This window comes from Mesobacillus jeotgali (assembly GCF_014856545.2).
In the GTDB taxonomy this organism is placed as follows: domain Bacteria; phylum Bacillota; class Bacilli; order Bacillales; family Cytobacillaceae; genus Mesobacillus.
This window is the reverse complement of the sequence record NZ_CP109811.1, coordinates 4,176,813-4,199,769: the sequence shown is the minus strand read 5'-3', so window position 1 is coordinate 4,199,769 and position 22,957 is coordinate 4,176,813. Positions and strand designations below refer to the sequence as shown.

The 22,957-nt window shown below is 46.5% G+C and carries 20 protein-coding genes, 1 pseudogene and 1 other annotated feature; of the genes and pseudogenes, 12 read left to right on the top strand and 9 right to left on the bottom strand.

Annotated elements, in window-relative coordinates; genetic code table 11:
* Positions 1-6: 6 nt before the first annotated feature.
* From FOF60_RS21535 to FOF60_RS21520, 4 genes are all read right to left on the bottom strand, one after another.
* A complete protein-coding gene (locus FOF60_RS21535) occupies positions 7-1,131 on the bottom strand; it encodes a Ger(x)C family spore germination protein (RefSeq protein WP_192470003.1) in 1,125 nt (374 codons plus the stop codon).
* Positions 1,121-2,239, bottom strand: coding sequence for a GerAB/ArcD/ProY family transporter (locus FOF60_RS21530; protein WP_192470004.1), 1,119 nt, complete (start codon positions 2,237-2,239; stop codon positions 1,121-1,123). Before FOF60_RS21530 ends, FOF60_RS21535 begins: the two co-directional genes overlap by 11 nt.
* 18 nt (positions 2,240-2,257) lie before the next feature.
* Entirely contained in the window at positions 2,258-3,763 is a 1,506-nt protein-coding gene (locus FOF60_RS21525; RefSeq protein ID WP_192470005.1) for a spore germination protein, read from the bottom strand.
* A 119-nt stretch (positions 3,764-3,882) separates the two neighbouring features.
* Complete coding sequence (locus tag FOF60_RS21520) at positions 3,883-5,220, bottom strand: sodium-dependent transporter (RefSeq protein ID WP_192470006.1); 1,338 nt, start codon at positions 5,218-5,220, stop codon at positions 3,883-3,885.
* A gap of 85 nt (positions 5,221-5,305) precedes the next feature.
* Positions 5,306-5,520 (bottom strand) — a binding site (T-box leader).
* 109 nt (positions 5,521-5,629) lie between these two features.
* Between FOF60_RS21520 and iadA the strand changes: the two genes are divergently transcribed.
* On the top strand, positions 5,630-6,793 hold the full coding sequence (iadA, locus tag FOF60_RS21515) for a beta-aspartyl-peptidase (protein WP_192470007.1): 1,164 nt from the start codon (positions 5,630-5,632) through the stop codon (positions 6,791-6,793).
* Between the two features lie 291 nt (positions 6,794-7,084).
* Here iadA and chrA read toward each other — a convergent pair whose 3' ends face one another.
* The 4 genes from chrA to FOF60_RS21495 are packed head-to-tail and all read right to left on the bottom strand — an operon-like array spanning position 7,085 to position 10,063.
* Positions 7,085-8,278: a chromate efflux transporter gene (gene chrA, locus FOF60_RS21510; RefSeq protein WP_192470008.1), complete on the bottom strand. Its 1,194-nt coding sequence runs from the start codon at positions 8,276-8,278 to the stop codon at positions 7,085-7,087.
* A complete protein-coding gene (locus tag FOF60_RS21505; RefSeq protein WP_192470009.1) occupies positions 8,275-9,069 on the bottom strand; it encodes an ABC transporter permease in 795 nt (264 codons plus the stop codon). Before FOF60_RS21505 ends, chrA begins: the two co-directional genes overlap by 4 nt.
* On the bottom strand, positions 9,069-9,704 hold the full coding sequence (locus FOF60_RS21500; RefSeq protein WP_192470010.1) for an ABC transporter ATP-binding protein: 636 nt from the start codon (positions 9,702-9,704) through the stop codon (positions 9,069-9,071). The genes FOF60_RS21505 and FOF60_RS21500 overlap by 1 nt, the downstream gene beginning before the upstream one ends.
* Before the next feature lie 50 nt (positions 9,705-9,754).
* On the bottom strand, positions 9,755-10,063 hold the full coding sequence (locus FOF60_RS21495; RefSeq protein WP_192470011.1) for a PadR family transcriptional regulator: 309 nt from the start codon (positions 10,061-10,063) through the stop codon (positions 9,755-9,757).
* Positions 10,064-10,215: 152 nt separating this feature from the next.
* Here FOF60_RS21495 and FOF60_RS21490 point away from each other — a divergent pair, with 152 nt between their 5' ends.
* Positions 10,216-10,842, top strand: a complete 627-nt coding sequence (locus FOF60_RS21490; RefSeq protein WP_192470012.1) for an NAD(P)/FAD-dependent oxidoreductase — start codon at positions 10,216-10,218, stop codon at positions 10,840-10,842.
* 327 nt (positions 10,843-11,169) lie between these two features.
* Here FOF60_RS21490 and FOF60_RS21485 read toward each other — a convergent pair.
* Positions 11,170-11,343, bottom strand: a pseudogene (locus FOF60_RS21485) (multicopper oxidase domain-containing protein); the annotation flags it as partial.
* A 217-nt stretch (positions 11,344-11,560) separates the two neighbouring features.
* Here FOF60_RS21485 and FOF60_RS21480 point away from each other — a divergent pair.
* From FOF60_RS21480 to FOF60_RS21435, 10 genes are all read left to right on the top strand, one after another.
* Entirely contained in the window at positions 11,561-12,967 is a 1,407-nt protein-coding gene (locus FOF60_RS21480; RefSeq protein WP_413632908.1) for an MATE family efflux transporter, read from the top strand.
* Between the two features lie 110 nt (positions 12,968-13,077).
* Positions 13,078-13,560, top strand: coding sequence for a hypothetical protein (locus tag FOF60_RS21475; RefSeq protein ID WP_192470014.1), 483 nt, complete (start codon positions 13,078-13,080; stop codon positions 13,558-13,560).
* On the top strand, positions 13,547-14,062 hold the full coding sequence (locus FOF60_RS21470; protein ID WP_192470015.1) for a hypothetical protein: 516 nt from the start codon (positions 13,547-13,549) through the stop codon (positions 14,060-14,062). Before FOF60_RS21475 ends, FOF60_RS21470 begins: the two co-directional genes overlap by 14 nt.
* A gap of 36 nt (positions 14,063-14,098) precedes the next feature.
* Positions 14,099-14,641: a hypothetical protein gene (locus tag FOF60_RS21465; RefSeq protein WP_264647607.1), complete on the top strand. Its 543-nt coding sequence runs from the start codon at positions 14,099-14,101 to the stop codon at positions 14,639-14,641.
* Complete coding sequence (locus tag FOF60_RS21460; protein ID WP_264647606.1) at positions 14,619-14,948, top strand: hypothetical protein; 330 nt, start codon at positions 14,619-14,621, stop codon at positions 14,946-14,948. The genes FOF60_RS21465 and FOF60_RS21460 overlap by 23 nt, the downstream gene beginning before the upstream one ends.
* Positions 14,945-15,874 (top strand): peptide ABC transporter permease, encoded by a 930-nt coding sequence (locus FOF60_RS21455; protein ID WP_192470017.1) that lies wholly within the window; start codon positions 14,945-14,947, stop codon positions 15,872-15,874. Before FOF60_RS21460 ends, FOF60_RS21455 begins: the two co-directional genes overlap by 4 nt.
* Positions 15,875-16,106: 232 nt before the next feature.
* Positions 16,107-17,966, top strand: coding sequence for a GAF domain-containing sensor histidine kinase (locus FOF60_RS21450; RefSeq protein ID WP_192470018.1), 1,860 nt, complete (start codon positions 16,107-16,109; stop codon positions 17,964-17,966).
* Positions 17,941-18,597: a response regulator gene (locus tag FOF60_RS21445; RefSeq protein ID WP_192470019.1), complete on the top strand. Its 657-nt coding sequence runs from the start codon at positions 17,941-17,943 to the stop codon at positions 18,595-18,597. Before FOF60_RS21450 ends, FOF60_RS21445 begins: the two co-directional genes overlap by 26 nt.
* Before the next feature lie 178 nt (positions 18,598-18,775).
* Complete coding sequence (locus tag FOF60_RS21440; protein ID WP_192470020.1) at positions 18,776-20,203, top strand: S8 family serine peptidase; 1,428 nt, start codon at positions 18,776-18,778, stop codon at positions 20,201-20,203.
* A 225-nt stretch (positions 20,204-20,428) separates the two neighbouring features.
* A complete protein-coding gene (locus FOF60_RS21435) occupies positions 20,429-22,885 on the top strand; it encodes a S8 family serine peptidase (RefSeq protein ID WP_192470021.1) in 2,457 nt (818 codons plus the stop codon).
* The last annotated feature ends 72 nt before the right edge of the window (positions 22,886-22,957 follow it).

The window sequence follows — 22,957 nt, the reverse complement described above, 5'->3', positions numbered from 1 at the left end:
TTTCTTTTATTCCACGACTCCAGTCCTCATAATCTCAAACTCGATCTTCACATCGACTTTGCTTTCCGGGTACATGCCATGCCATTTCTCGGTGGTCAAGTTGGCCTGTCTGACACTTTTTCGATAGATCTCTCCAAACCCGAATGGATCTGCCCCTGATTCCCGTGCTTTTTTGATCAATTTTTCAATATCTGAGGTAATTTTTTCTTTTAGCTTGGTTTCGAGCAGCAAAAGCTCTTTGGGGTTTTTTAAGTCCAGTGCCTGATTGACTTCAAGCAGTCTTGTTTGTAATTTGACATTCAGTTCGAATTGCAGGTTTTCTTTGCTGATCAGGTTGATGTCACTTTTGCTATGGATTGTGTCAAGAACTACTGCGAGTTTGACGGGCGATTCAGTAGACTCGGGCAGATCAAAATCTTTTTTGTCAATTTCAAGCTCTATGGCTCCTGCCTCGTAGCGGTCATTAACCAATTTTAAATAAAAGGCTTCTTTTGGGGTGATTTTGCCAACCATTTTATCATTCTTTATTAGAGCCATCCCGGAAATTTTAACGATGCCATTATCACCTTTTAAAGTTGGCAGGATGGGATCAATTCCTGGTGCATAGAAATCATGCAATACTTCCTGCAGGGTGGAGGATGGGATTTTTTCACCTTTTATGTTTTGATCCAATTCCTTATAAATGAGCTGGCTGATATCGGAAAATTGTTCATTTTTTTGGTTAAGTAGCTTATTGGTGCTTCCCTCAACTACCGCGAGATAGGTAAGATCACTAATCGATGGATCGCGTGCGAGTGTATCTGCCAGATTGATAAGACCTGTACGAACAACTTCTTCACTGAAAAGTGCTACCCTCAGCTGCCCTGACTGCAGCCTTTTAGGGCTTTTCAAATCTGCCTCATTTCTCGCACCTTTACTTGTTGCCGATTTTGCCGTCAGGATGACAGAACTTTGCGGAGCCTCCGGGTCGATTTGGAGAAGAACCATTGTCGCTAGAATCTGCTTATCCTCTGTAAGATCATAGCCCACTGTGGTGAGCAAACCCATTTTCTCCAGAGTTTTCTCTTCAGCGCAGCCAGAAAGGAGAATCACAAGGATTACAATCATGAGCTTATGGATTTTATTGCGCATTGGCTTCATCCTTTTTACCGAATAATTTCTTCTTGATCAGAACAACGCCGAACAGGAGTAATGGATAGGCAAAAACAATATAGAGAGCACCCCTCGCGAAATAATCGTTAAATAGATTAATCTGCACTCTGCTGAGCGGATAAAGCAGGGTCAGGAAAATGAATAGTAAGAGAACCCAGCTTACTTTTTGTTCTTTTTTATTGAAAATCCTTGAGATTCCCCGAGTGGCTGCCCACATATAGAGCATCAGGTTTGGCAGGATCAGCAAGACCCAAAAAGTGATTGCCACGTATTCAAAGCGTTCAATAAAGGGAAAGCGAACGATTTTAAAAAGGGAAAGCGTACCCCAAATTGTCCGTTCCAGCTGGCCGCCGCTGAAATAGGCCAGGGAGACGACCATGAGCGCAAGATACAGGATAGTCGTGAACCCAAGACCATATTGCATATATTTATGGACCCTGTCTTTTTCTTTTAAAAAGGGATAGATAACGTAAATGATCTCAAAGCCGATGACCGTGAATGTCATTTGCTTTGCCCCTCTTAGTATTTCAGTTATCTTCGCTTCAAACATCGGAAATAAGTAATCCCAGTTAGTGAACTGGAAGGGGTAGGCGAGCAGCATTATCAGCCACAAAGATAGGATAACGCTAAAAAAGCTGACACCCACAACTGTCCGCAGCCCGCCATTCAAGCCATAGTAAACAAGGTATACGAGAGTCAGAGCAATCAGCCAGTTCGGGACTTCAGGGAAAACCCATGCCTGCAGAACTTCGACATAATTCCGAACGATAATATGGAAGCCTCCAAGAAAATAGATGACAAACAAGATATTAATCAGGTTGCCGAGCCACTTTCCAAGCACATCATATTGGATTCCATATATATCAGAATTCTCATATAAACTTAATGTTTTTACCATAATGAACCCTATGATGGCAGTGGCAATCCCGCTAAGAATGACGGAAATCCAGGCATCATGCCTTGCTTCCATATAGATGATCCGCTGGAAGCCCTGGATGCCAACGCCCACCTGCATAGAATGAATCACGAAGATAAGCAGGAATGTATTGACCATGTTTTGAGGCTTAGGCTCGATGTGAACTTTCATTTATAACACCACAACTTATTATTTGGTTTTTCGTTTCTGATACTTCAATCTGTCCATTGGCCTAGTCTGCAACGGTCTGTTGTTTGTCCATCCGATAGGCAGGCGTATGATGCTGTCTCGCCAATCTTCAATTCTCGGCGGATAAAAAGGCGCCAAAAACGGTGTTCCCAGACTGGATAGGCGGAGCAGATGGATCAGCAGGAAGCAAAAGCCAACCATCAATCCGTAAAATCCCCAGAATCCTGCAAGTATGATTAATGGGAAACGCAAGACTCTAATAACATTGCCCATCATATAGTTTGGCGTTGTAAACGAAGCGAGTGCACTAACGGCGATGATGATGATCAGGATGTTGCTTGTGAATCCAGCTTCTACGGCAGCAGTCCCGACGACGATACCGCCAACGATACCCATCGTCTGGCCGACTTTTGTTGGCAGCCGGGCTCCGGCTTCCCGCAAGAGTTCAATCATCGTTTCCAGCAATAATGCCTCGATTATGGGCGGGAAGGGTACACGTGACCTCGACTCACCAAGCGGGATCAGCAGGGTTTGCGGGATAATTTCATAATGGAATGTCAGAGCTGCCACATAGATTGCCGTGAAAAAAATCGAAACAACCATGGAGAACACCCTTAAGACTCTGAGAAATGTCGCGATTTGCCATCTAACACTTTCATCTTCCATACTCTGGAAAAACTCGATGAATGTTTGCGGTGCACCGATAACCTGCACACTGCCATCAACAAGGACCACCATTTTTCCATTCAAGAGCCAGGCGCAGGCACGATCCGGTCTTTCTGTCAGCAGCAGCTGCGGAAAAATGGCAAATGAATTGTCTTCAATCAGCTGTACCAGAATTGAGCTGTCAAGGATCCCGTCAATGTCGATTGATTTGATCCGCTCACGCATCCGATCGATCATATCATCGTCCGCAATTCCCTTTAAATAGAGAAGCGAAATCGCTGAATTCGTTTGTTTTCCTAAAGAAAAGCTCTCATTGCATAAATTTGGATTTGTAAGAAATCGGCGGATAAGAGATATATTGGTTGCAAGACTCTCGTTAAAGGCGATTTGAGGCCCCAAAACCTGTGATTCATTTTCCGGCCGGGTCAAGGACCGGTTTTCCTGGGTACCAACCAATGCGCTGATGATGACAGGGTGGCCTTGCGAATGGACCACCACTGCTCCATGTAAAATCGAATCAACCACATCTTCGACATATTTATGTTTGGAAGTACTGGATACTGTAATATGCTTAAGCGCCTCGTTTGGGGAAGCTTGCGCATCTTCAAGACGAGCGAGAACGTCTCCATTCAGCATCTTCTTATCCGTCAATGTGTCCAAGAAAATCAGTGTAAAGCCATTTTGGAGTTCCTTAATATTTAAATCCGCACTATCATGAAGGCATTCCTTGATTTTTTGAATAAATTCGGCCTTATCTACAGGGATTAATTCCTTTTCGTCGAGGTTTTTTTGATTCTTGCTGCTGTTGTCGGCTTCTGCTTTCTTTTTCTTAAAGAACATCAAAATCCCTCCGATGCAATCACCTACACAAAAGGTTTTGCATTAAAGGGAAAAATTATACTGATGATAGTTTCTGTGATTGTATGAAAAAAAGAAGCTGACGTATTGTCAGCTTCCAATTATAAAACTCCTAGTGAATCAAGGAACACGATGATAATAACTAGAGGCACGACAAACCTCATCACATTGTACCAGAGAGTGAAGAGCCAGCTCCCGGCCTTTGATTGCTGCAGCAGCTCCTGTCGCAGTACTTCCTTTTTGATTTTAAGTGGGACAAATATCGAAATCAGCAGTACTCCAAGCGGCATCAAAATGTTGCTTACAAGGAAATCGGCTGTGTCGAAGATGTTCTTCCCGAATATCGCCGCTTCTGCCATCGTTCCGAATGAAAGGGCAGAAGGGATCCCAAGCAGGAAAATCAATCCGCCGGCAATCCATGAGAATTTTGCCCGCTTTTTCTGATTGCCTTTTGCAAGGGTGGCAACGACAATCTCAAGCATCGAGAAAGCGGAGGTCAGTGTCGCAAACAGGAACAATGCCAAGAACAGCAGCAGGAACAGTTCCCCGAAAACCATTTTTTCAAAGACAGCTGGCAGGACGACGAATAACAGCCCAGGTCCTTCTGCCGGTTCAAATCCGAGCGAGAAAACCGCAGGGAAGATCGCCAGCCCGGCAAGCAGTGCGATAAAAAGATTCATCCCGACAACCGATAGGGCAGGCTGGACGATGCTGCCTTTTTTCGGCAGGTATGAGCTGTAGGTTACCATTACCGATACGCCGACACTCAGGGAGAAAAACGATTGCCCCATCGCGAACAGGATGCTTTCCGAAGTGATACTTGAAAAATCAGGAGCGAGGAAAAACTTCACGCCAGCAAGCGCGTTATCAAGCGTCAGTGAACGGATGATCAGAATGATGAAAAGCAGGAACAAAGCTGGCATCAGGATTTTGCTCGCTTTTTCAATCCCGGATTGCACTCCTTTGGCCACGACCATAATCGTAATCAATAAGAAGGCAGCCTGGGCTGCGAGCACACTCCTGGGACTGCTGATCGTCTGTCCGAACAGCTCGCCATAATCGGCTCCTTCTTTGATCACTCCGCCAGCCAGCCCTTTTACAAAATAAAGGCTGATCCAGCCGCCGACCACACTGTAGAAGCTAAGCAGCACAAAGCTGGTGACGACTCCAAGTATCCCAATCAAATACCATTTGCTTTTCGGCGCGATTTCCAAGTAGGCACGGATCGCTTCCTTGCCGGTACTGCGGCCGATGACAAACTCCGCCAGCAATAAGGGCAGTCCGATGAATAACGAAAATAGAATAAACATCAGGAAAAATGCCCCGCCGCCGCTCACTCCCGTTACATATGGCAGCTTCCAGATCGCTCCGATGCCAATTGCCGAACCGGCAGCGGCCAGGACGAACCCGATTTTCGATGACCATTGTTCTTTCTCCATGTTGATTTCTCCCTTTTTCTCTCTATTTCAGCGGGGGATTGATGTCACGGCAAAATAAAAAGCCACGCCTCCATCCATCAATCTGGATAGGGACGTGGCTGAACACGCGGTACCACCCTATTTGGAAGCATGCTGCTTCCCGCTCAAGTTACTGGATAACGGCCACAACCGTTCCTTTTTTTTAAAAAAAGGAAAAGCTCCAAGAACGAAATTCACCAGGCCTTTGTATCAGTTTCCACCAACCACTGATTCTCTATTAACAGGGAGACCGGCTTAATAGACTCTCTTCAACGCTTCAACTTATTAAAATGTTTTTTGAAATTATAGTATGATAATAAAAAAGTGTCAAGAGATTCTGTCTTTTTAATTTATAATAAGGATACATTGTGCGAAAAATGGAGGAATTCAAATGCTCACGCTGATAAAAAATGGAGAGGTTTTTGCCCCGGATTATCTTGGTAAGAAGGATTTACTGATAGTCGATCGGAAAATCGGGTTTATAGAGGAGGAAATCGAGCTTGCTGAAAAATACGTGAAGGTTATTGATGCGACAGGTAAGAAGATCGTTCCGGGATTCATCGATGCCCATGTCCACCTGATTGGCGGGGGCGGTGAGGGCGGATTCCGCACGAGAACGCCGGAGATCCAGCTGACACAGGCAACGACCGCTGGCATCACGACGCTAGTCGGTGTGCTCGGCACCGACGGGACGACCCGGACGATGCCAGACCTGATTGCCAAGGCCCGCGCGCTTGAGGAAGAAGGGATTACTACCTATGTCCAGACAGGTTCCTATCAGGTCCCAGTCAAAACGCTGACCGGAAAAATCGAGGACGATATCATTTTAATCGATAAAATCATCGGGGCCGGGGAGATCGCGATTGCCGACCATCGCTCCTCGCAGCCGACTACTGAAGAACTGGCAAAAATCGCTTCGGCAGCGCGCATTGGCGGAATGCTTTCTGGCAAGAGCGGCATCGTCAATGTCCATGTCGGTGACAGCTTTGACCATTTGAAGCTGATCGAGGAAGTAGTCGAGCATACCGATATCCCAATCAGGCAGTTTTATCCGACCCATATTAACCGGAATCCGCATCTGTTCGAAGCAGGCATTGAGTATGCGAAGAAAGGCGGCTGGGTTGATTTTACAACAAGTTCGATTCCGAAGTTTTTGGAGGAGGGCGAAGTTAAGTGCAGTGTTGCGCTGAAACGCATGCTTGAAGCCGGAGTTGAGATCGGACAAATCACCTTCACCTCTGACGGACAGGCGAGCCTGCCTGAATTTGATGAAAATGGTGAATTGATGGGTTTGCAGATCGGGCAGGTTTCCTCTTTATACGAAGCGGTCAAGGATGCTGTTTTATGTGAGGGCATCCCGCTCGAAGCTGCCATCCGTGTCATTACCGCAAACCCGGCGGCAGTCCTGAAACTATCGCAAAAAGGCAGGATTGAAGCTGGACGGGATGCAGATTTAGTCCTGCTTGATGACAGTCTTGAGATTGACACTGTCATTGCGATGGGGAAGGTCATGGTAGAGAATAAGCTTCCAATTGTGAAAGGGACATTTGAATAAGTAGAAGAACCTTGACCATTGTCAAGGTTCTTTTTTACTCTATGCATGTGTGTTTGATTCACTTGGTCGATATATTCGGAAATGTGGTCGATATAATTAAAAATCCGCCGATATATTCGAAAAAGTGGTCGATATGTTCGAAAATCCGCCGATATATTCAAAAATGTGGTCGATAAAATCTGATTTACGCAAAAAAAACCAACTTTACCGAAAAAAAGAAGCGAGATAATAGTACTATATCAATGAAACCTTAGTTAAATAGCAATAAACCGGACATCAGCCCGGTTTATTTTAGAAAATCATCGATAAAACCAATCCGCCAACCGCTCCGGTAACAACAACAATCCACGGTGCAAGCTTCCAATATACCAACATGCTGAACAGCACGGCCGCGAATACAAAATCACTTGGCTCAAGAATTGAACTCGTCCAGATTGGATGGTAGAACGCGGCGATCAGGATTCCGACAACGGCTGCATTAACGCCCATTAGCGCGCGGCTGATTTTGCTGTTTCTCCTTAACGCGTCCCAGAATGGAAGAGTACCAAGAATCAGCAGGAATGCCGGCAAAAAGATTGCCGGTGTCGCAAGCAAGCCGCCCTGCCAGCCGTTAATCATCGCCCCGATATAGGCAGCGAATGTGAACAATGGGCCAGGAACAGCCTGGGCAGCACCATAACCAGCAAGGAAGGCTTCCTCGCTCAGCCAGCCAGTCGGAACGAATTCACGTTCAAGCAATGGCAGGACTACATGGCCGCCGCCAAACACAAGCGAGCCGGAACGATAAAAGCTGTCGAACATCGCGATCCAATTCAATGAAGTCGCCTCTCGTAAAATAGGCAGGAGGATCAGCAAGCCGAAAAACAAAGCAAGGCTGATATAGCCCACACTTTTGGATAGTGAAAAAGTCATCCTGTCATCCTCTGCTGCATGATGGGACTTGAATAAAACGTATCCTAAAATACCCGCAACGATAATGACGCCGATTTGCGTGAACACGGTCTGCCACAGCAGCGTTGTAGCGAGCGCAAATAATGCAATCGTCTTCCGCGGCAGGTCGGGAGTCAGTTTCTGCGCCATTCCGAGGATCGCGTGGGCCACTACTGCTACAGCGACAATTTTCAAGCCATGAATCCAGCCTGCGTCGCCAATATCAAATCCCTGTAAAATAATCGCAAAAATAATCAGTGCCAAAACCGAAGGCAGCGTGAATCCGAGGAATGCGAACAATCCACCGAGCAATCCGCCGCGCATTAAACCAACGCCGATACCAACCTGGCTGCTTGCGGGACCGGGAAGGAACTGGCATAATGCCACCAGATCAGCATAGCTTTTTTCATCCAACCACTTCCTGCGGCGGACATACTCTTCATGGAAGTAGCCGAGGTGGGCGACAGGCCCGCCGAATGATGTCAGGCCGAGCCTGGTGGAAACCATCAGAATTTCCAGCAGCGACTGGAAGGTAACTCTTTTTTTCTCTGTCATTTCTTTTTCTCCTTCATCACTAATTGTAGTCGTTCATTGAAGAACGATTTATAGGCCAGCTGCAAATAGAGAATCACCGACAGTGACACGCTGCCGACGATTCCGAGCATGATCGCGATCTGGTATTCTACCGCGACGATTGGCGATGTTCCGGAGAGGATTTGCCCTGTCATCATTCCAGGCAGGAAAATGATCCCCATGCCGACCATCGAGTTAATCGTTGGCAGCATTGCGGCGTCAAAGGCCTGGTTGACCACTTTTTTCGCCGCCTGCTTCGGAGTTGCCCCAAGCATCAGAGCCCCCTCGATTTGTGCTTTGTTCGCCTCGAATCCTGATACCAAGTTGTTTACACCGAGGGAAACACCTGTCATCGAGTTCCCGATGATCATCCCGGCAATCGGGATGAAATAACGCGGCTCGTACCATGGAGTAACATCCAGGACAACGAGAATGAAAAAGAACAGACTCGTCAGGATGCCGATTGCCATCGCAAAGGCAATATGCTTTTTCATCGCCCCGCCGAGCGGATACTTCGTCCGTTTGTAGACATTATAAATCGCAAAAATCTGCATGATGGCAATGATCACTAACGTATAAAAGGGATTCGGATTATCAAAAAGATAAACGAGCAGATACCCGACCAGGACTAGCTGGAGGGACATGCGCACGGTCGCCAGCAGGATTTCTTTCTCTCGCGGAATCCCGCGGACCCTGACAATGACGATCAAAATCAGGATGAAAATATATGCTGCTGCAAGCTGCAGAAAGGATAAATCCATTACAACGTCCATCAGCTCACCCCGCTGTCGATTGAATATTGCGACATGTCAATTGTATTCTCGGCGACAAGGCCCGCAAGTTCTTTCGAATGGGTGATCATGATGACTGTTTTAAAATTTCTGTTAGCATATTCATAAAATCTTGATAACACAGTACGGGCTGTATCCTCATCCAGCGCAGACGTCGGCTCGTCCAGCAAAAACACTTCAGGATCAAGCAGCATTGCCCGTGCCCAGGAGAGCCGCTGTTTCTCGCCTCCGGAAAGGTGTTCCGCTTCCTCGTCCAATCTTTTATCAAGCAGAAATAACTGTAGCATTTCTTCCATTTTCTTAACACTGGCCGGCTCTTTTTCAGAAAAAGAACGGCCAATCTGCAGGTTGTCTTCAATGCTTCCATCAAAAATGACCGGCGCTTGCGAAACCATGACAACGGTTCTCCTGAGTTGAAGGGGATCCATGGTGCTGATGGATTTATTTTTAAAAAGGATTTCTCCATGGTCTGGGCTCGATAGACCGTTCAATAATCTCAAGAGCGTCGATTTTCCGCTGCCGCTTGGTCCGACGATGCAGGTGAATTGATTGGACGGAATGGTCAACTCATCGATATGAACGATCCCATCTACTTGTACATTCTTAAGCTCAAACAAACTGCTTCCCTCCCATGAATCCGGCTAACCCAAACTGCTTTCAAGCTTTCTCAATCCTTGATTTCCCTGAACAATTCATAAGCCTTTTTCCGGGCTTCACCAAGCACTTTGTTGCCTTTATCTGTTGTCCGGTAGTATTTCCGGATTTTCCCTTCAACATTTCTTTCTTCTTTTAACAGAAGACCGTCCGATTCCATACTGTGGAGGATTGGATATAGGGTGCCCGCGCTAATGGTGTAGCCATGCTCCTTAAGCTCCTCCAGCATCCATAGCCCAAAAATCGGCTCTTCCTTCGCATGATGCAAAATATGTATTTGGATGAATCCGAGAAAAAGTTTCCTGAGGACTTTATCCTCCATGAAAAATTCCTTCTTTCATTGATATCGAAATCCAATAACGAAATTCGATATCATTTTACCTAAAGATGCTTTCAATGCCAAGTGAGAGAATCTGCACACATTCTTCATTTTTGCCATTTATGATATGGTTATAAATAGGGGAGGTCGGGTTAATGACGACTATGGATAATTTAGTGAAACTTGCTGTTAATGGCGGGATTGGATTTGGCTCCAAACTGAACTCAAAACAGCTGCTCGTCCTGGCAAAATATATGGAAGAAGATCAGGAACTGGAGCTGACTACGTTCCAGCAGTTATATATTGAAATTCCGGAAAGCAGGAAAGATGAGGCCATAGCAGAGTTTGAACAGGCTGGACTCAGCTGTTATCCTGTCGGAAGCTTCGTGAAAAGCCTGCGGACCTGCAATTTTTGCAAAGGAGCGGAGGAGGAAGGAATGCCGGTCGCAATCGAACTCAACAAAAGGATTGCTGGCAAACCTGTTCCTTTTACCCTGAAACCAGCCTATACCGGCTGCCCGGTTGGCTGCGGTGAACCGCTGATCAACGACATCGGCATCATGAAAGTGAAAGACGGCTACAGCCTGTATGCTGGCGGAAAATCAAAGGGCCAGGACGCTGCAGCTGGGACCCTGTTATTCGAACAGCTGACACCAGATGAACTTTATCAAAAGGTAGACAGATTAATCGAAATCTATAGTGAGCAAGGAAGAAAACGCGAGCAAATGCACAAATTCATCAACCGGTTCGGAAAAGCCGAGTTAATTGAACTGTTAAAATAGGGGATTTTTTATCCTGAAAACAACTAGCATAGGCAAGCTGAGCCCATGCTTTTTTTATTTGAAAAGCCAGTTATGATTCATTGTTGAATTTTGATGTAGGTATATGAATTCTTAAGCGGAGAATTTCCGGCTATTGTATATAAATACGCTTATGAAGCTGAAATAAGCGGAGATATTCCGGCTAACTAATATAAATATAACAAAATCGAACGATTTGGATTAAATAACCGGAAAAACGACCCTTATTTTTAAGAAAACAAGGGTCGTTTCAAATTTAAGCGGAATTTTTCCGGTTATTTTCAATCAATGTGAATCGGAGCTCAACATTTATCCCACATTGAACTGTCCCATCATCCCTGCATCTTCATGCTCAAGGATATGGCAGTGGTACATGAACAAACCTTTATGGTCGAAGGTTGCGATTGCCCTCACTTTTTCGCCTGGCTCGACCAAAATCGTATCCTTCCAGCCGCGTTCGTTGGCTGGCGGGGGATTGCCGTTGTTGAGTATATGACAAGTTTCCCACGCAAAGGGTTGTACAAAATCTGGGGACAATTCAAGTACAAAGGGAAACTATATACCGCTCCTTTTGTAATAGAGGTCCAGGAGTAGGCTATGCTAAAAACAAATGCACACTGTCGTAGTGTGCCTTTCTTTTAGTTTCTAAATAGGGAGGTTATATGTGTTGAAGGATAAAGTTATTGAAGGGAAAATCAGCATGCCGCAAACAAACAAAGGGCGGCTGAAAATCATTACTGTGCTGGCAATACCGGCAGTTATCGAGAATTTTTTCCAGACGGTCCTCGGTTTTGTTGACACCTACTTTGTTTCTAAAATTGGGCTGGCCGAAGTCTCAGCCGTAGGGGTAACCAATGCAGTCCTTGCTATTTATTTTGCCTTGTTCATGGCAATCGGGGTAGCGGCCAATGTCAGGATTGCGAACTTCCTTGGTGCGAATCTGCCGGAAAAAGCCCGGCATATTTCACAGCAATCCATCGTCCTTGCAGCGGTTTTTGGTATTTTAACAGGAATTATAACGTTGATATTTGCAGAGCCGCTGCTGAAGCTTATGGGCATAGAAGCCGAAGTCCTCGAAGCAGGAGCCCTATACTTCAGGATTGTCGGAATTCCGTCCATTGTAATGAGCTTTATGTTTGTTTTAAGCGCCATCCTGCGGGGGGCGGGCGATACAAAATCACCGATGAAGGTCAGCATTGTCATTAATATCATCAATGCTGTTTTGGATTACGTTCTCATCTTCGGGTTCTTGTTCATCCCTGAAATGGGGATTGTCGGAGCCGCATTGGCAACGGTATTCTCCCGCCTGATTGGCAGCATTGCATTATTTTACTATGTGAATCGTACAGAAACGCTTACCTTCCGCAAGGATTACTGGAGCATTGACAAGACTCATTTGATGGAGCTGACAACCCTCGGAGCTCCTGCCGCGGGTGAGAGGCTGGTCATGCGCGCGGGGCAAATCGTTTATTTTGGTTTCGTCGTAGCCCTCGGAACCAATGCATTTGCGGCCCACCAGATTGCCGGCAACATTGAAGTGTTTTCTTACATGATTGGCTACGGCTTCGCCACAGCGGCCACCATCCTTGTTGGCCAGCAAATCGGAGCCGGGAACCTGGATGAGGCAAAGCATTATGCCAGGCTATCGACATATCTTACAGTTGGCTCAATGACCGTACTCGGAGCCTTGCTCTTTTTCCTGGGCGACTGGGCCGGCAGCTTTTTTACTGAAGATCAACAGGTTATTAACAATATCGGTACAGCACTGAAAATTTCAGGTGTTTTCCAGCCATTCCTAGCCGTATTGATGGTGCTGACTGGCGCATTCCAGGGTGCGAACAACACCAAGTTCCCGATGTATCTGACAGGATTCGGGATGTGGGCTGTACGGACGGTGCTAGTCTATCTCCTTGGAATCAAGCTAGGCTGGGGCCTTGCGGGTGTCTGGATCGCGATTGGCGCCGACATTGCATTCCGTGCCATTGTGCTGGCTATTCAGTTCAAACGCGGGAAATGGATGGCACTCGAAAAAGCGCCAGATCCAGAATCTCACTGCCATCCGCAAACGGCAAAAGAAAACATGTCCGCCTGTGCCAATAATTATTGACTACAAGCATACAGTTCCGGCTGTATGCTTATTTAAATTCAAATGGTTAGGATGCTTGAAGATGGACAAAGTAAGGAATGATGAATTGAATTTTATTTGAGGATGTTTTTATGGCTATCTCGATTTATATCACGATTACGATATTGCTGCTGCATTTTGCTTATCATGTAAAAAAACCGCTGAATTTCCTGCAGAACGCGCTGGTTTTTATGGTGATTGCCATCATTACCCGCCAATGCGTGACACTTTTGGCGCTGGAATGGCATTTTTTTAAAATGACCGAGGATCATTGGCTGTTCATTTGTTTGATCCTTTGCCGGGACATTCTGACTCCGATGGTCGCTGTGCTTTTTGCGAATTATTATGTGCACGCCAGCTCACCATTTTATAAAGCAGTAACCTTCCTGCTCTCGCTGGCAGTGATGGTTGGCACGCATGAGCTTGCTGTGCAATTTCATATCATTACCTATATTAAGTGGAACTTATTCTATACGATTTTATTGAATGCCGGCTTCCTGCTCTCGTCCGTAGGTGTTTTGAAGCTGGTATCATTCATACAGACATTGGAGAATCGTCAAAATGAAAGTTTATGACTCTGCGTTCAATGAAAATGAATGGTTCGTGATCATCAGCATCATCGTCATGAACCTGGCTATATGGTTCGCTCCCAAAATTTTCAGCAAGCTGGAGAGTGTCGGGTATTATATTTTCGGCATCTACATTGGCTTGTTTTATGATCATACCCTCTCAATTAAGCCCTGGGATTATTATGATGTCAACGACAACTCATCCTATCAGTTCATCGATTTCCTGAGCTATGTGATGTATGGTCCATATGGATATTTCTTTGTCTACTTTTATGTTAAATGGAACATTAAGAAGCTTAAAATCATTCCCTATATCCTGTTATGGTCTGGGCTCTCGATGCTGCTGGAATGGATCGGGCTAAAGGTTGGCTTGTTCCATTTCGATAAAGGGTACAAAATGTACTGGTCATTCCCTATCTACCTCCTTTCTCAGACGATGATTATTGTGTTCTACCACTTAAGCGTCCGTCATGAAAAAACTGGAAATAAACAGAGAAGTCAACTATAATTTTATGGACTAAAGGTAGAGCTGAGGAGATTCGTCATGGTGAAAAGCAGTGCAATGCGTTTCATAGCATTTATTTTGCAGTACATAACAGGCGTGCTTCTGTTTATTATCATTGGAAGCCTGCCCGTCCTCCTAAGGGATTTGACCTTTGACACGGAGGGCTATTTTAACAGTATTAGCGATCTGGCCGTTAAAATTTTCACATTAAGCAATTTGACTTACGATGGCCAGCACGAGATGCTGCCGGCAGTGCTGGGCCGCTTCTTCTATTCGATGAAGACATTGGGCATGGCTCTGTTCGCTGCCACAGCGCTGGCGTTCCTGCTATCCTATTTGATCGTGCTCTTTTTTGAAAAGAAAAAAGACTATATTCTCAGCTTCATAGAAATCATCCGTTCCATCCCTGATGTGTTATGGATGTTCCTTTTGCAGGCTACAGTGATTTGGATTTTTAAAACATACGGTGTGAAATTCGTCCAGACGACCTCGCTCGGAAGTGATCATCAGGCTGTCCTGCTTCCGCTTATCAGCCTGAGCCTGCCGACTTTTCTTTTTTTTGACGCAGATTATCGTCCTTAAAATCTTTGAAGAGCTGGATAAACAATACATTTTATTAGCGAAAGCGAAAGGGCTGTCATATTTTTACATGCTGAATGTCCACGTGGTCCGGAATATCAGCCAGGATTTGAAAGGGCACTTCAAGACGATTGTCTGGATGATGCTCTCGACGCTGTTCATGGTCGAATACATATTTAATCTTAATGGTTTGATGCTGTTCAATATCAAGTATGTTTCCGTCGAGCTGTTTGTGTTTAGCTGCATCCTGTTCTTTACGCCTTTTTTCCTGATTTACAGACTAATAGATTTTAGAAGGGTATCGATATGATCAGATTGCTGAAAACGAAAAAATTCCTATTTGGAGTATCTTTTCTGACGCTCCTGCTGACCCTGAGCATTTTGAACACCGTTGTGAATGACGGGAAAATAAGACAGATTCAGTTCATCTACAATGAAGATGGGACCCTGGAAAAAGCGCCGCCATACCCGCCGTTTGATGTTTTTCTGTTTGGCTCGGATATGTATGGCTATGATATGCTCCACACCGTGATTGAAGGGGCAAAGTATTCGATTGGCATCGTGCTGGTTGTCGCTTTTTTAAGGATGTTCTTATCCATTTTGTTGAGTTATTTTCTATTCAGGTTGCCGGATCGGATCTTCAATCTGGTAAAAACGGTCTCGGAACCATTATCCTTTTTCCCGCAGACGCTGATTGCCTACTTCCTGCTGGTCACAGTTGTCATGTATACAATCCACGGCTTCCATCATCCTTTATGGGTCAGGGTGGTCTATGAGTTTATCATTCTGGTCGTGATTGCGCTGCCAGCGTTGACCGTCCAGCTGATCGAGCAAAAGCGCAGGGTCTGGAAGGAAGAATTTATAGAATCGGCGATTACGCTTGGCGGGAGCAAGCGGCATATTTACTTCAAGCATGTCCTTCCGCAGCTGTACGAAGAATGGATTTTGATGTTTGGCCAGCAGTTCTTGCAGGTACTGGCGCTCCTCATCCATCTTGGCGTCCTGCAAGTTCTGTTTGGAGGGACGATCACGGGTGAGGGTCCTCCGTCCTCGGTCACACATGAATGGTCAGGATTGATTGGTCTCAACAAGCGTTTTATGCTTGCATATGAGTGGATTGTCTATGTACCGATCCTGTTTTTCGCATTGACTGCCCTGAGTGTGGCAATGATCAATAAGGCGCTGAGCGACTTTTTCAAGCATAAGGATATGGTCAGGAAGAACAGGGATATGTAGGGGGAGTAGATCACTATAACACTTTCGTACTATAAAAATACCCCGTTTGATGAATAGTCTGCTCGCAAATATTTTGCCATAATAGTTTTCAACAAAACTCTTCGTGAGTTTGGCCCATTCATTGGCTAGTGGCACTCCCATTCGGCCAGTGAGTGGGTTTTATTTGTCTTTTAAGGGCATGCGGTATAAAATTAATTAACTGAAAATTCTAAACTTATGGGGAGGTGGCTGATTGGAAAAGAGAATTTCTCAAAGAAGGGAAAAGTCCGCAAAGCTGTTCATGAACAGTGTCTCATTGATTGGCTGGGTGCTCATCCTTTTTTCCTTTGTAAAATTAGAACCGCCTGCTGAACCGGTTGTTTTGGCTCTTTTATTTTTATTCCTGCTAATTAGCGAGTACTATCCGATGCCGGTTTGGCGAGGGCATACGGCGATCACATTCCCGGTTGTCTACGTGCTATTTTTGCTGTATGGATTTTCGTATACTGCGCTTGCTTATGCCTGTGCCGTCCTGATTGTGAACCTTATGCATAGAAGGCCGCTCCGAACAGTATTGTTCAATCCTGCCCAGCTGGTGCTCAGTTTTTACGCTGCCGCAACCATGCTGCCGCTGCTGGAACCGCTGCTGGATCAGCTGGCACCCACACCGATTATCGCAGGAATGCTGGGTTATATTATGCTGCTGGCAATCTATGTGTTGGTCAACAACGTGATTGTCGATCTTGTTCTTTTTATCAGGCCGCAGCATTATTCTTTTAAAATGTGGAAGCAAAAGAGTTTCACGGAACTGAATAGTGCGGGTATTTCCTTGATTTACGGAATCACCCTGTATGTCGTCGGCAGTCAAAATCGCGGTGAAATCGATGTCTTTGCATATTTCTTCTTTTTCTCGCCGCTTGTCGGAATCTCGCTGTTAAGCGCGACGATTGCCAGGCTGAAAAGAGAGAAAAATCGTTTGAAGCTGCTTTTTTCTATCACTTCACAGTTGAACCAAATGCTTCCTTCGCAAGACTGGCTTTCAGCTTTAAGAGGAAGCTTCAATGAATTGATTGGCGCAGAGGCCAGTTTACTATGGATCAAAAAGGATGGCGATTGGGAGCTTAGCTTCAAAGATGGCAGGGCGCGATCGAAATGCGAGCTGACATCAGGGGCGTTTGCTGAATTCGATGGAATGCGCAGACCCGTGGTCTATAATGACCGAAAAAAAGATGGCGGTGTGGCAGCTGCCTGCTTTGAAGAAGACGTGAAGGCGTTCGTCTACTCGCCGCTTGTCATCGAAAACGAGACCATTGGAATGTTCATTGTCGCCCGAAGCCGGACGAAAAGCTTCGAGGACCACGATGTCCAATCCATTGCGACGCTTGCCAACCAGCTTGCCGTCATCATCAAGACGCGGATGCTTTTTACCGAAAAAGAAAAGGTGATTGTCCTAGAGGAACGGAATCGGATTGCCCGCGATATCCATGACGGTGTGGCACAGACACTTGCCGGTGCAGTCATGAAGCTGGAAACGGCAGGAAAGAAATTCACTAAAAATCCCGAGGAAACAAGGAAGCTTATGGACGAAAGTGTCAGCGGCCTTAGGGAAAGCCTGAAGGAGGTACGTGAATCAATTTACGCGCTGCGCCCATACCCAACTCAAAAAGCTACGCTGGCAGAAGCGATTTTACGAAAAATCGAAGCTGTCCAGAAGGAATACCGGCAGGATATCGAATTCGAAATCAGAGGGCAGGAGCAGGAGCTTAGCCCGATGGTCGAAAAAGTTCTGTTCGACACTTTCCAGGAAAGCCTCCACAATGCCATCAAGCATTCGCAGGCACTTAAGGTAGAGGTTCTTTTAAGCTATCAAACGGAACATATCCTTTTAAAAGTCAAGGATGAAGGAAAAGGATTCTCGCTGTTCCAGGCGATGCTGAAGGCGAGGAACCAGCCGCATTTCGGTATCCTGCAAATGAACGATGCCGCTGAAAAAATCAACGCTTCCCTGCAGATAGACAGCAAGGAAGGCTCGGGAACGGAAGTCAGCATCACCGTTCCCAGAATGGGAATCGAGGGGGAAAATACGAATGATCAGGCTCATGCTAGTGGATGACCATGCCGTGCTCCGCGACGGACTCCGCAATATCCTATCGGTTGAAGAAGATATCGAAGTCGTCGGCGAAGCTGTTACTGGCGACGATGCCCTTTTGCAGGTGGAAAAATGCAATCCGGATATGATCTTGATGGATATCAACATGCCGATGAGAAATGGCGTTGAAGTCACAGGCATTTTGAAAAAGAAATACCCGCATATCAAAGTCCTTGTGCTGACGATGCACAGTCATGAAGAATACTTTATGTCCGCGATTCGCGAGGGGGCGGACGGTTATTTATTGAAGGATGCACCTTCCGACCAGGTCGTCGAGGCCATCCGGACCGTCGCCCGCGGCGAATCGGTAATCCATCCGTCGATGACGAGGAAGCTGCTCGCCTTCCACCAGCAAAAAGAAACAAAGCAGGAGGACACAACCCTGACCGAGCGTGAAAAGGAAGTGCTGCTCTGTCTAGTTGAAGGGCTCAGCAACAAAGAAATCGCCGACCGGCTGTTCATCAGCGACAAAACTGTCAAAATCCATGTCAGCAAAATCTTCAAAAAGCTGAACGTCAAAAGCCGCTCCCAGGTCGTCATCCACGCTGTCCAGCACCAGCTCGTGCCAATCCCGCCGACAACGAACGGAGCATAAGAAGAGAAGAGTCCTCTTAACGAGGGCTCTTTTTTCATGCGAGCGCTATACCTGGATACTACTTTAGTAGTATCTAAGATTAGTACAGAGGATATTATTTTTTAATTCCAATGCAGAATAGTTTCAATGTAAATATTGTGGGAATATTAAGAAAAATGTTAAGGAGCTGAAATATTGAATGAAGTTTAAAGCTGCATTTTTATCTTTTATCCTGATGGCCGCGACGGTGTTTGCTTCGCTCGTTCCCGGGACGTCGACAAAGGCAGTCGAGCCTGTCAACGCGGTGGTTGACTCCGAGTTGACGAAAAAGCTTTTGACGACCATCACCCCGGTCGAGGCAATTGTTACATTTAAAAGTGAAGAGGGGGTTCTGCCGGAGCAGGTGAATCTTCTGAAGACGCTTGGTATCACCAAGGGTTTGACACTGAACAGTCTGCCGATCGCAGGGATTCTCGCGACAAAATCACAGATTGATAAGCTTTCCCAGAGTGACCAGGTTGTTTCCATCTATTTGAACAAGAAACTGAAATACGAAAATGCAGAAGCAACAGACATCACCGGAGTGGACCAGGTCCGGACAGATGACACAATGAGAAAGCTGAATGGCGGCTTGCCGGTCACTGGAAAGGGGATTGGCGTCGTCATCAATGACAGCGGAGTTGACGGGACGCATCGTGACCTGGAGTTTGGCAGCCATCTCGTTCAAAATGTGTTGGGATCGACTAATTTGAATGCGCTTAGTGCACTATTGCCTGTTTCTTATGTTGAAAATGTCCCGAACACTGATTCAAGTTCCGGCCATGGAACGCATGTAGCCGGTATTGTTGGCGGAACTGGCGAAATGTCAGGAGGCAAATATGAGGGAGTTGCACCTGGTGCGAACCTGATTGGCTACGGGTCAGGAGCGGCAGTCGCGATGCTTGATACAATTGGCGGTTTTGATTATGCGCTTACTCACCAGCAGGAATACAACATCCGCGTAATCACAAATTCATGGGGAGACACCGGAGACGCAGGGACCGACTTCGATCCCTATCATCCTATTAATATCGCAACGAAAAAGCTGTATGACCGCGGAATCGTAACCGTCTTCTCCGCAGGGAACTCAGGTCCGGACGCTAAAACGATTTCCGGTAATTATAAAAAGGCTCCTTGGGTCGTTACCGTGGCCGCTGGAGATAAGTCTGGCAATCTCGCAGATTTCTCTTCCCGCGGTGAAGAGGGGCATGGCGGAACGGTAACAGTTGACGGGCAGACTTGGAACTGGGTGGATCAGCCGACCGTGACGTCGCCTGGAGTCGACATCGTATCAACCAGGGTCATCAGCCCGCTCGTAGCGCTTGGTGCGACTGCGGATGTTGAATTCATCGATCCCGCCTATCTGCCTTATTACACGACGATGAGCGGAACATCGATGGCCGCTCCGCATGTCGCCGGCATCATTGCGCTAATGCTTGAGGCAAATCCATTGCTGTCGCCTTCCGAGGTGAAGTCGATCCTTGAAAATACAGCCACATCCATGCCGGATTACGAAGCATGGGAAGTCGGCGCAGGCTATGTGAATGCATATGGTGCAGTGGATGCAGCTTTTAATAAAAATGAATGATAATGAGTTGATCTCCCTTGCTCGAGCAAGGGAGATTTTTACTCCGCTGCGATTGGAAAACCTCCTCCTAGAAAGCACTATTCCATCTATAACTTTTGTACGATGTCAGAATAGATATTTCGGAATTCGATTTTATGACCTTTGAATAATAGTTTTCCAGCGGTGAATTCATGATAATCAAGTTAGAAATATTCAAAATTTTCTATTGGATGAGAGGAGAATTAGATGAAACGTTTTATGTATTTGCTGTTTGCCATGTTGCTCATTTTTCCGGTATTTGCTGCACCACAGGGGAAGGCGAGCAGCCTGGCTGTTGTCGATCCGCTTGTCAGCAAGGCGCTTGACACTGCAAGTTCACTGGAAGTCATTGTTACTTTTAAAGGAGACAGCGCTCCAACAAGCTCACAATTATCATTGTTAAAAACGCTCGGGATCGAAACGGGAATCAGTATGAAATCCCTGCCGATTGCCGGAGTCATCGCGACAAAAGCGCAAATTGAAAAGCTTGCGGCAAATCCGGAAGTTCAGTCGATCTACATGAACAGAAAGCTTAGTTACTTCAACGCGGATGCCACCGCAATCACAGGCGTCGATAAAGCGAGGACAGATGACAGCTTCCGCAAGGCAAACGGCGGCCTGCCTGTTTCAGGAAAAGGAATCGGAGTCGTCGTGAACGACAGCGGTGTTGACGGAACCCATAAGGACCACGAATTTGGGAAAAACCTTGTCCAGAATGTCATGGGTTCCACCAACCTGAATGCACTGGCACCAGGATTGCTGCCAGTCTCTTACCTGGAAAACGTTCCGAATACTGATACAAATTCCGGTCACGGTACACATGTTGCCGGCACGGTCGGCGGAACCGGTGCGATGTCCGGCGGCAAGTATGAAGGCGCTGCACCTGGTGCGGATTTGATTGGTTACGGGTCTGGAGCAGCATTATTCGTCCTTGATGGCATCGGAGGATTCGACTACGCGATTACACATCAGTCTCAATACAATATCCGAGTCATCACAAATTCCTGGGGTTCATCAGGAGACTTTGACCCGAATGACCCAATTAACATTGCCAGCAAAAAAGCGCACGACCGCGGTATCACGGTTCTTTTTGCAGCAGGGAATGAAGGACCAGGAGAGAACACGCACAACCCATATGCAAAGGCTCCGTGGGTCATTTCAGTCGCTGCGGGAGTCAAGGATGGTAAGTTAGCCGATTTCTCTTCAAGAGGAACAAAAGGTGTCGGCGGTACTTTTACAATGGATGGTAAGGAATGGAGCTGGAAGGATGAGCCGACCGTCACGGCTCCAGGAGTGGATATCGTATCAACGCGAGTCATCGCACCGGTTTCGACACTTGCAATCGACCAGGATGCCCAAACAATTGAACCGGCGTACCTTCCTTATTACACAACAATGAGCGGTACATCGATGGCGACACCTCATGTGGCGGGAATCGTGGCGCTGATGCTTGAGGCGAACCCGCTGCTGTCACCGGCTGAAGTCAAGTCGATTCTTGAACAGACAGCTACGAATATGCCAGGCTATGAAACCTGGGAAGTTGGCGCAGGCTATGTGAATGCCTATGCTGCAATTGATCAGGCATTCAATGATACAACATATGGCGCAACACTGAACTCAACTCAGACATTTAACAGCAATGTTAAATCCTCCACAGAACGCAAGGAATTCTCGGTTGATTATAACCCGTTGACATTAATTTCTGATAATCAGTACGCATTCACAGTCGAAGAAGGGCTGTCCAGCCTTGTAGCAAAAGTTGATGGAGCGGGTCTAATGGAACAAACAGGCAATCCAATCAACCTTGTGCTGATCGCACCGGATGGCACAGAATACAGCTCGGGCGTCAGCCTGCTGTTCCCGCTCTACTATGACCGCACCGTATCGGTGACTTCGCCGGCACCCGGTGCATGGAAGGCTGAAATCCGCGGACTTCGCGGCGCAGATGCCAATCCACTTGGCCTTGCTTTACCCGAAACAGTAAAAGGCGAAATGGCGTTCACGAAGGTCAGCGGGTTTTCAGGACTGAACGATATTGCTGGCCATCCAGCAGCAAATGCCATTAAAATGGGTGTGAGTGAACGATTATTCGATGGCTTCTCGAATGGAGCATTCAAACCGGATGCGCTTTTAACAAGAGCAGAGCTGGCAAAATACCTGGTGATGGGTGCTGAAATCAAGCAATCATTGCCAGCGGCGCCGAGCTTCACTGATGTATCAAGCACAGACCTTCCATTCGTTGAGGCAGCAACAGCAAAAGGAGCTTCATTCCGCGATCAGCAGCATGTCCAGAAAGGGGTTATCTTGCCGAGAGCAAACGGCAAGTTCGCTCCAAAGGATGCTGTGACTCGTGCAGAATTAGCATACTCACTGGTTCAGGCATTAGGTTTGCAAAAAGAGGCGGAAGAGTTCAGCGGAAATCTGACAGTACTATATAACTCTGAAAGAATCGCGATTTCAGATGCCGCAGAAGTGCCTGAACACCTGAAAGGCTATGTCCAGGTGGCTCTCGACCTGAATATCCTCAATGCGAAATTCGCTGTGACACAGGGGCCCTATGATTTAAAACCAAAGGTAACAGCAAGCTTCAACCCATCTGTGAAAAATACACGCGGCGACTTTGCCGTTGCCATGACACGCTACTATAACGCATTTTTGAAATAAGGTAGAATGAGAACAGGCTAAAACTAGCCTGTTCTTTTTTGGGACCGGACATAGAGTCCATTTGCCTGGAAT

Coding starts and splice junctions, on each gene's coding strand:
- FOF60_RS21535 (WP_192470003.1), bottom strand. CDS start 1,131: ATGCGCAATAAAATCCATAAGCTCATGATTGTAATCCTTGTGATTCTC.
- FOF60_RS21530 (WP_192470004.1), bottom strand. CDS start 2,239: ATGAAAGTTCACATCGAGCCTAAGCCTCAAAACATGGTCAATACATTC.
- FOF60_RS21525 (WP_192470005.1), bottom strand. CDS start 3,763: ATGTTCTTTAAGAAAAAGAAAGCAGAAGCCGACAACAGCAGCAAGAAT.
- FOF60_RS21520 (WP_192470006.1), bottom strand. CDS start 5,220: ATGGAGAAAGAACAATGGTCATCGAAAATCGGGTTCGTCCTGGCCGCT.
- iadA (WP_192470007.1), top strand. CDS start 5,630: ATGCTCACGCTGATAAAAAATGGAGAGGTTTTTGCCCCGGATTATCTT.
- chrA (WP_192470008.1), bottom strand. CDS start 8,278: ATGACAGAGAAAAAAAGAGTTACCTTCCAGTCGCTGCTGGAAATTCTG.
- FOF60_RS21505 (WP_192470009.1), bottom strand. CDS start 9,069: ATGGACGTTGTAATGGATTTATCCTTTCTGCAGCTTGCAGCAGCATAT.
- FOF60_RS21495 (WP_192470011.1), bottom strand. CDS start 10,063: ATGGAGGATAAAGTCCTCAGGAAACTTTTTCTCGGATTCATCCAAATA.
- FOF60_RS21490 (WP_192470012.1), top strand. CDS start 10,216: ATGACGACTATGGATAATTTAGTGAAACTTGCTGTTAATGGCGGGATT.
- FOF60_RS21480 (WP_413632908.1), top strand. CDS start 11,561: ATGCCGCAAACAAACAAAGGGCGGCTGAAAATCATTACTGTGCTGGCA.
- FOF60_RS21475 (WP_192470014.1), top strand. CDS start 13,078: ATGGCTATCTCGATTTATATCACGATTACGATATTGCTGCTGCATTTT.
- FOF60_RS21470 (WP_192470015.1), top strand. CDS start 13,547: ATGAAAGTTTATGACTCTGCGTTCAATGAAAATGAATGGTTCGTGATC.
- FOF60_RS21465 (WP_264647607.1), top strand. CDS start 14,099: ATGGTGAAAAGCAGTGCAATGCGTTTCATAGCATTTATTTTGCAGTAC.
- FOF60_RS21455 (WP_192470017.1), top strand. CDS start 14,945: ATGATCAGATTGCTGAAAACGAAAAAATTCCTATTTGGAGTATCTTTT.
- FOF60_RS21445 (WP_192470019.1), top strand. CDS start 17,941: ATGATCAGGCTCATGCTAGTGGATGACCATGCCGTGCTCCGCGACGGA.
- FOF60_RS21440 (WP_192470020.1), top strand. CDS start 18,776: ATGAAGTTTAAAGCTGCATTTTTATCTTTTATCCTGATGGCCGCGACG.
- FOF60_RS21435 (WP_192470021.1), top strand. CDS start 20,429: ATGAAACGTTTTATGTATTTGCTGTTTGCCATGTTGCTCATTTTTCCG.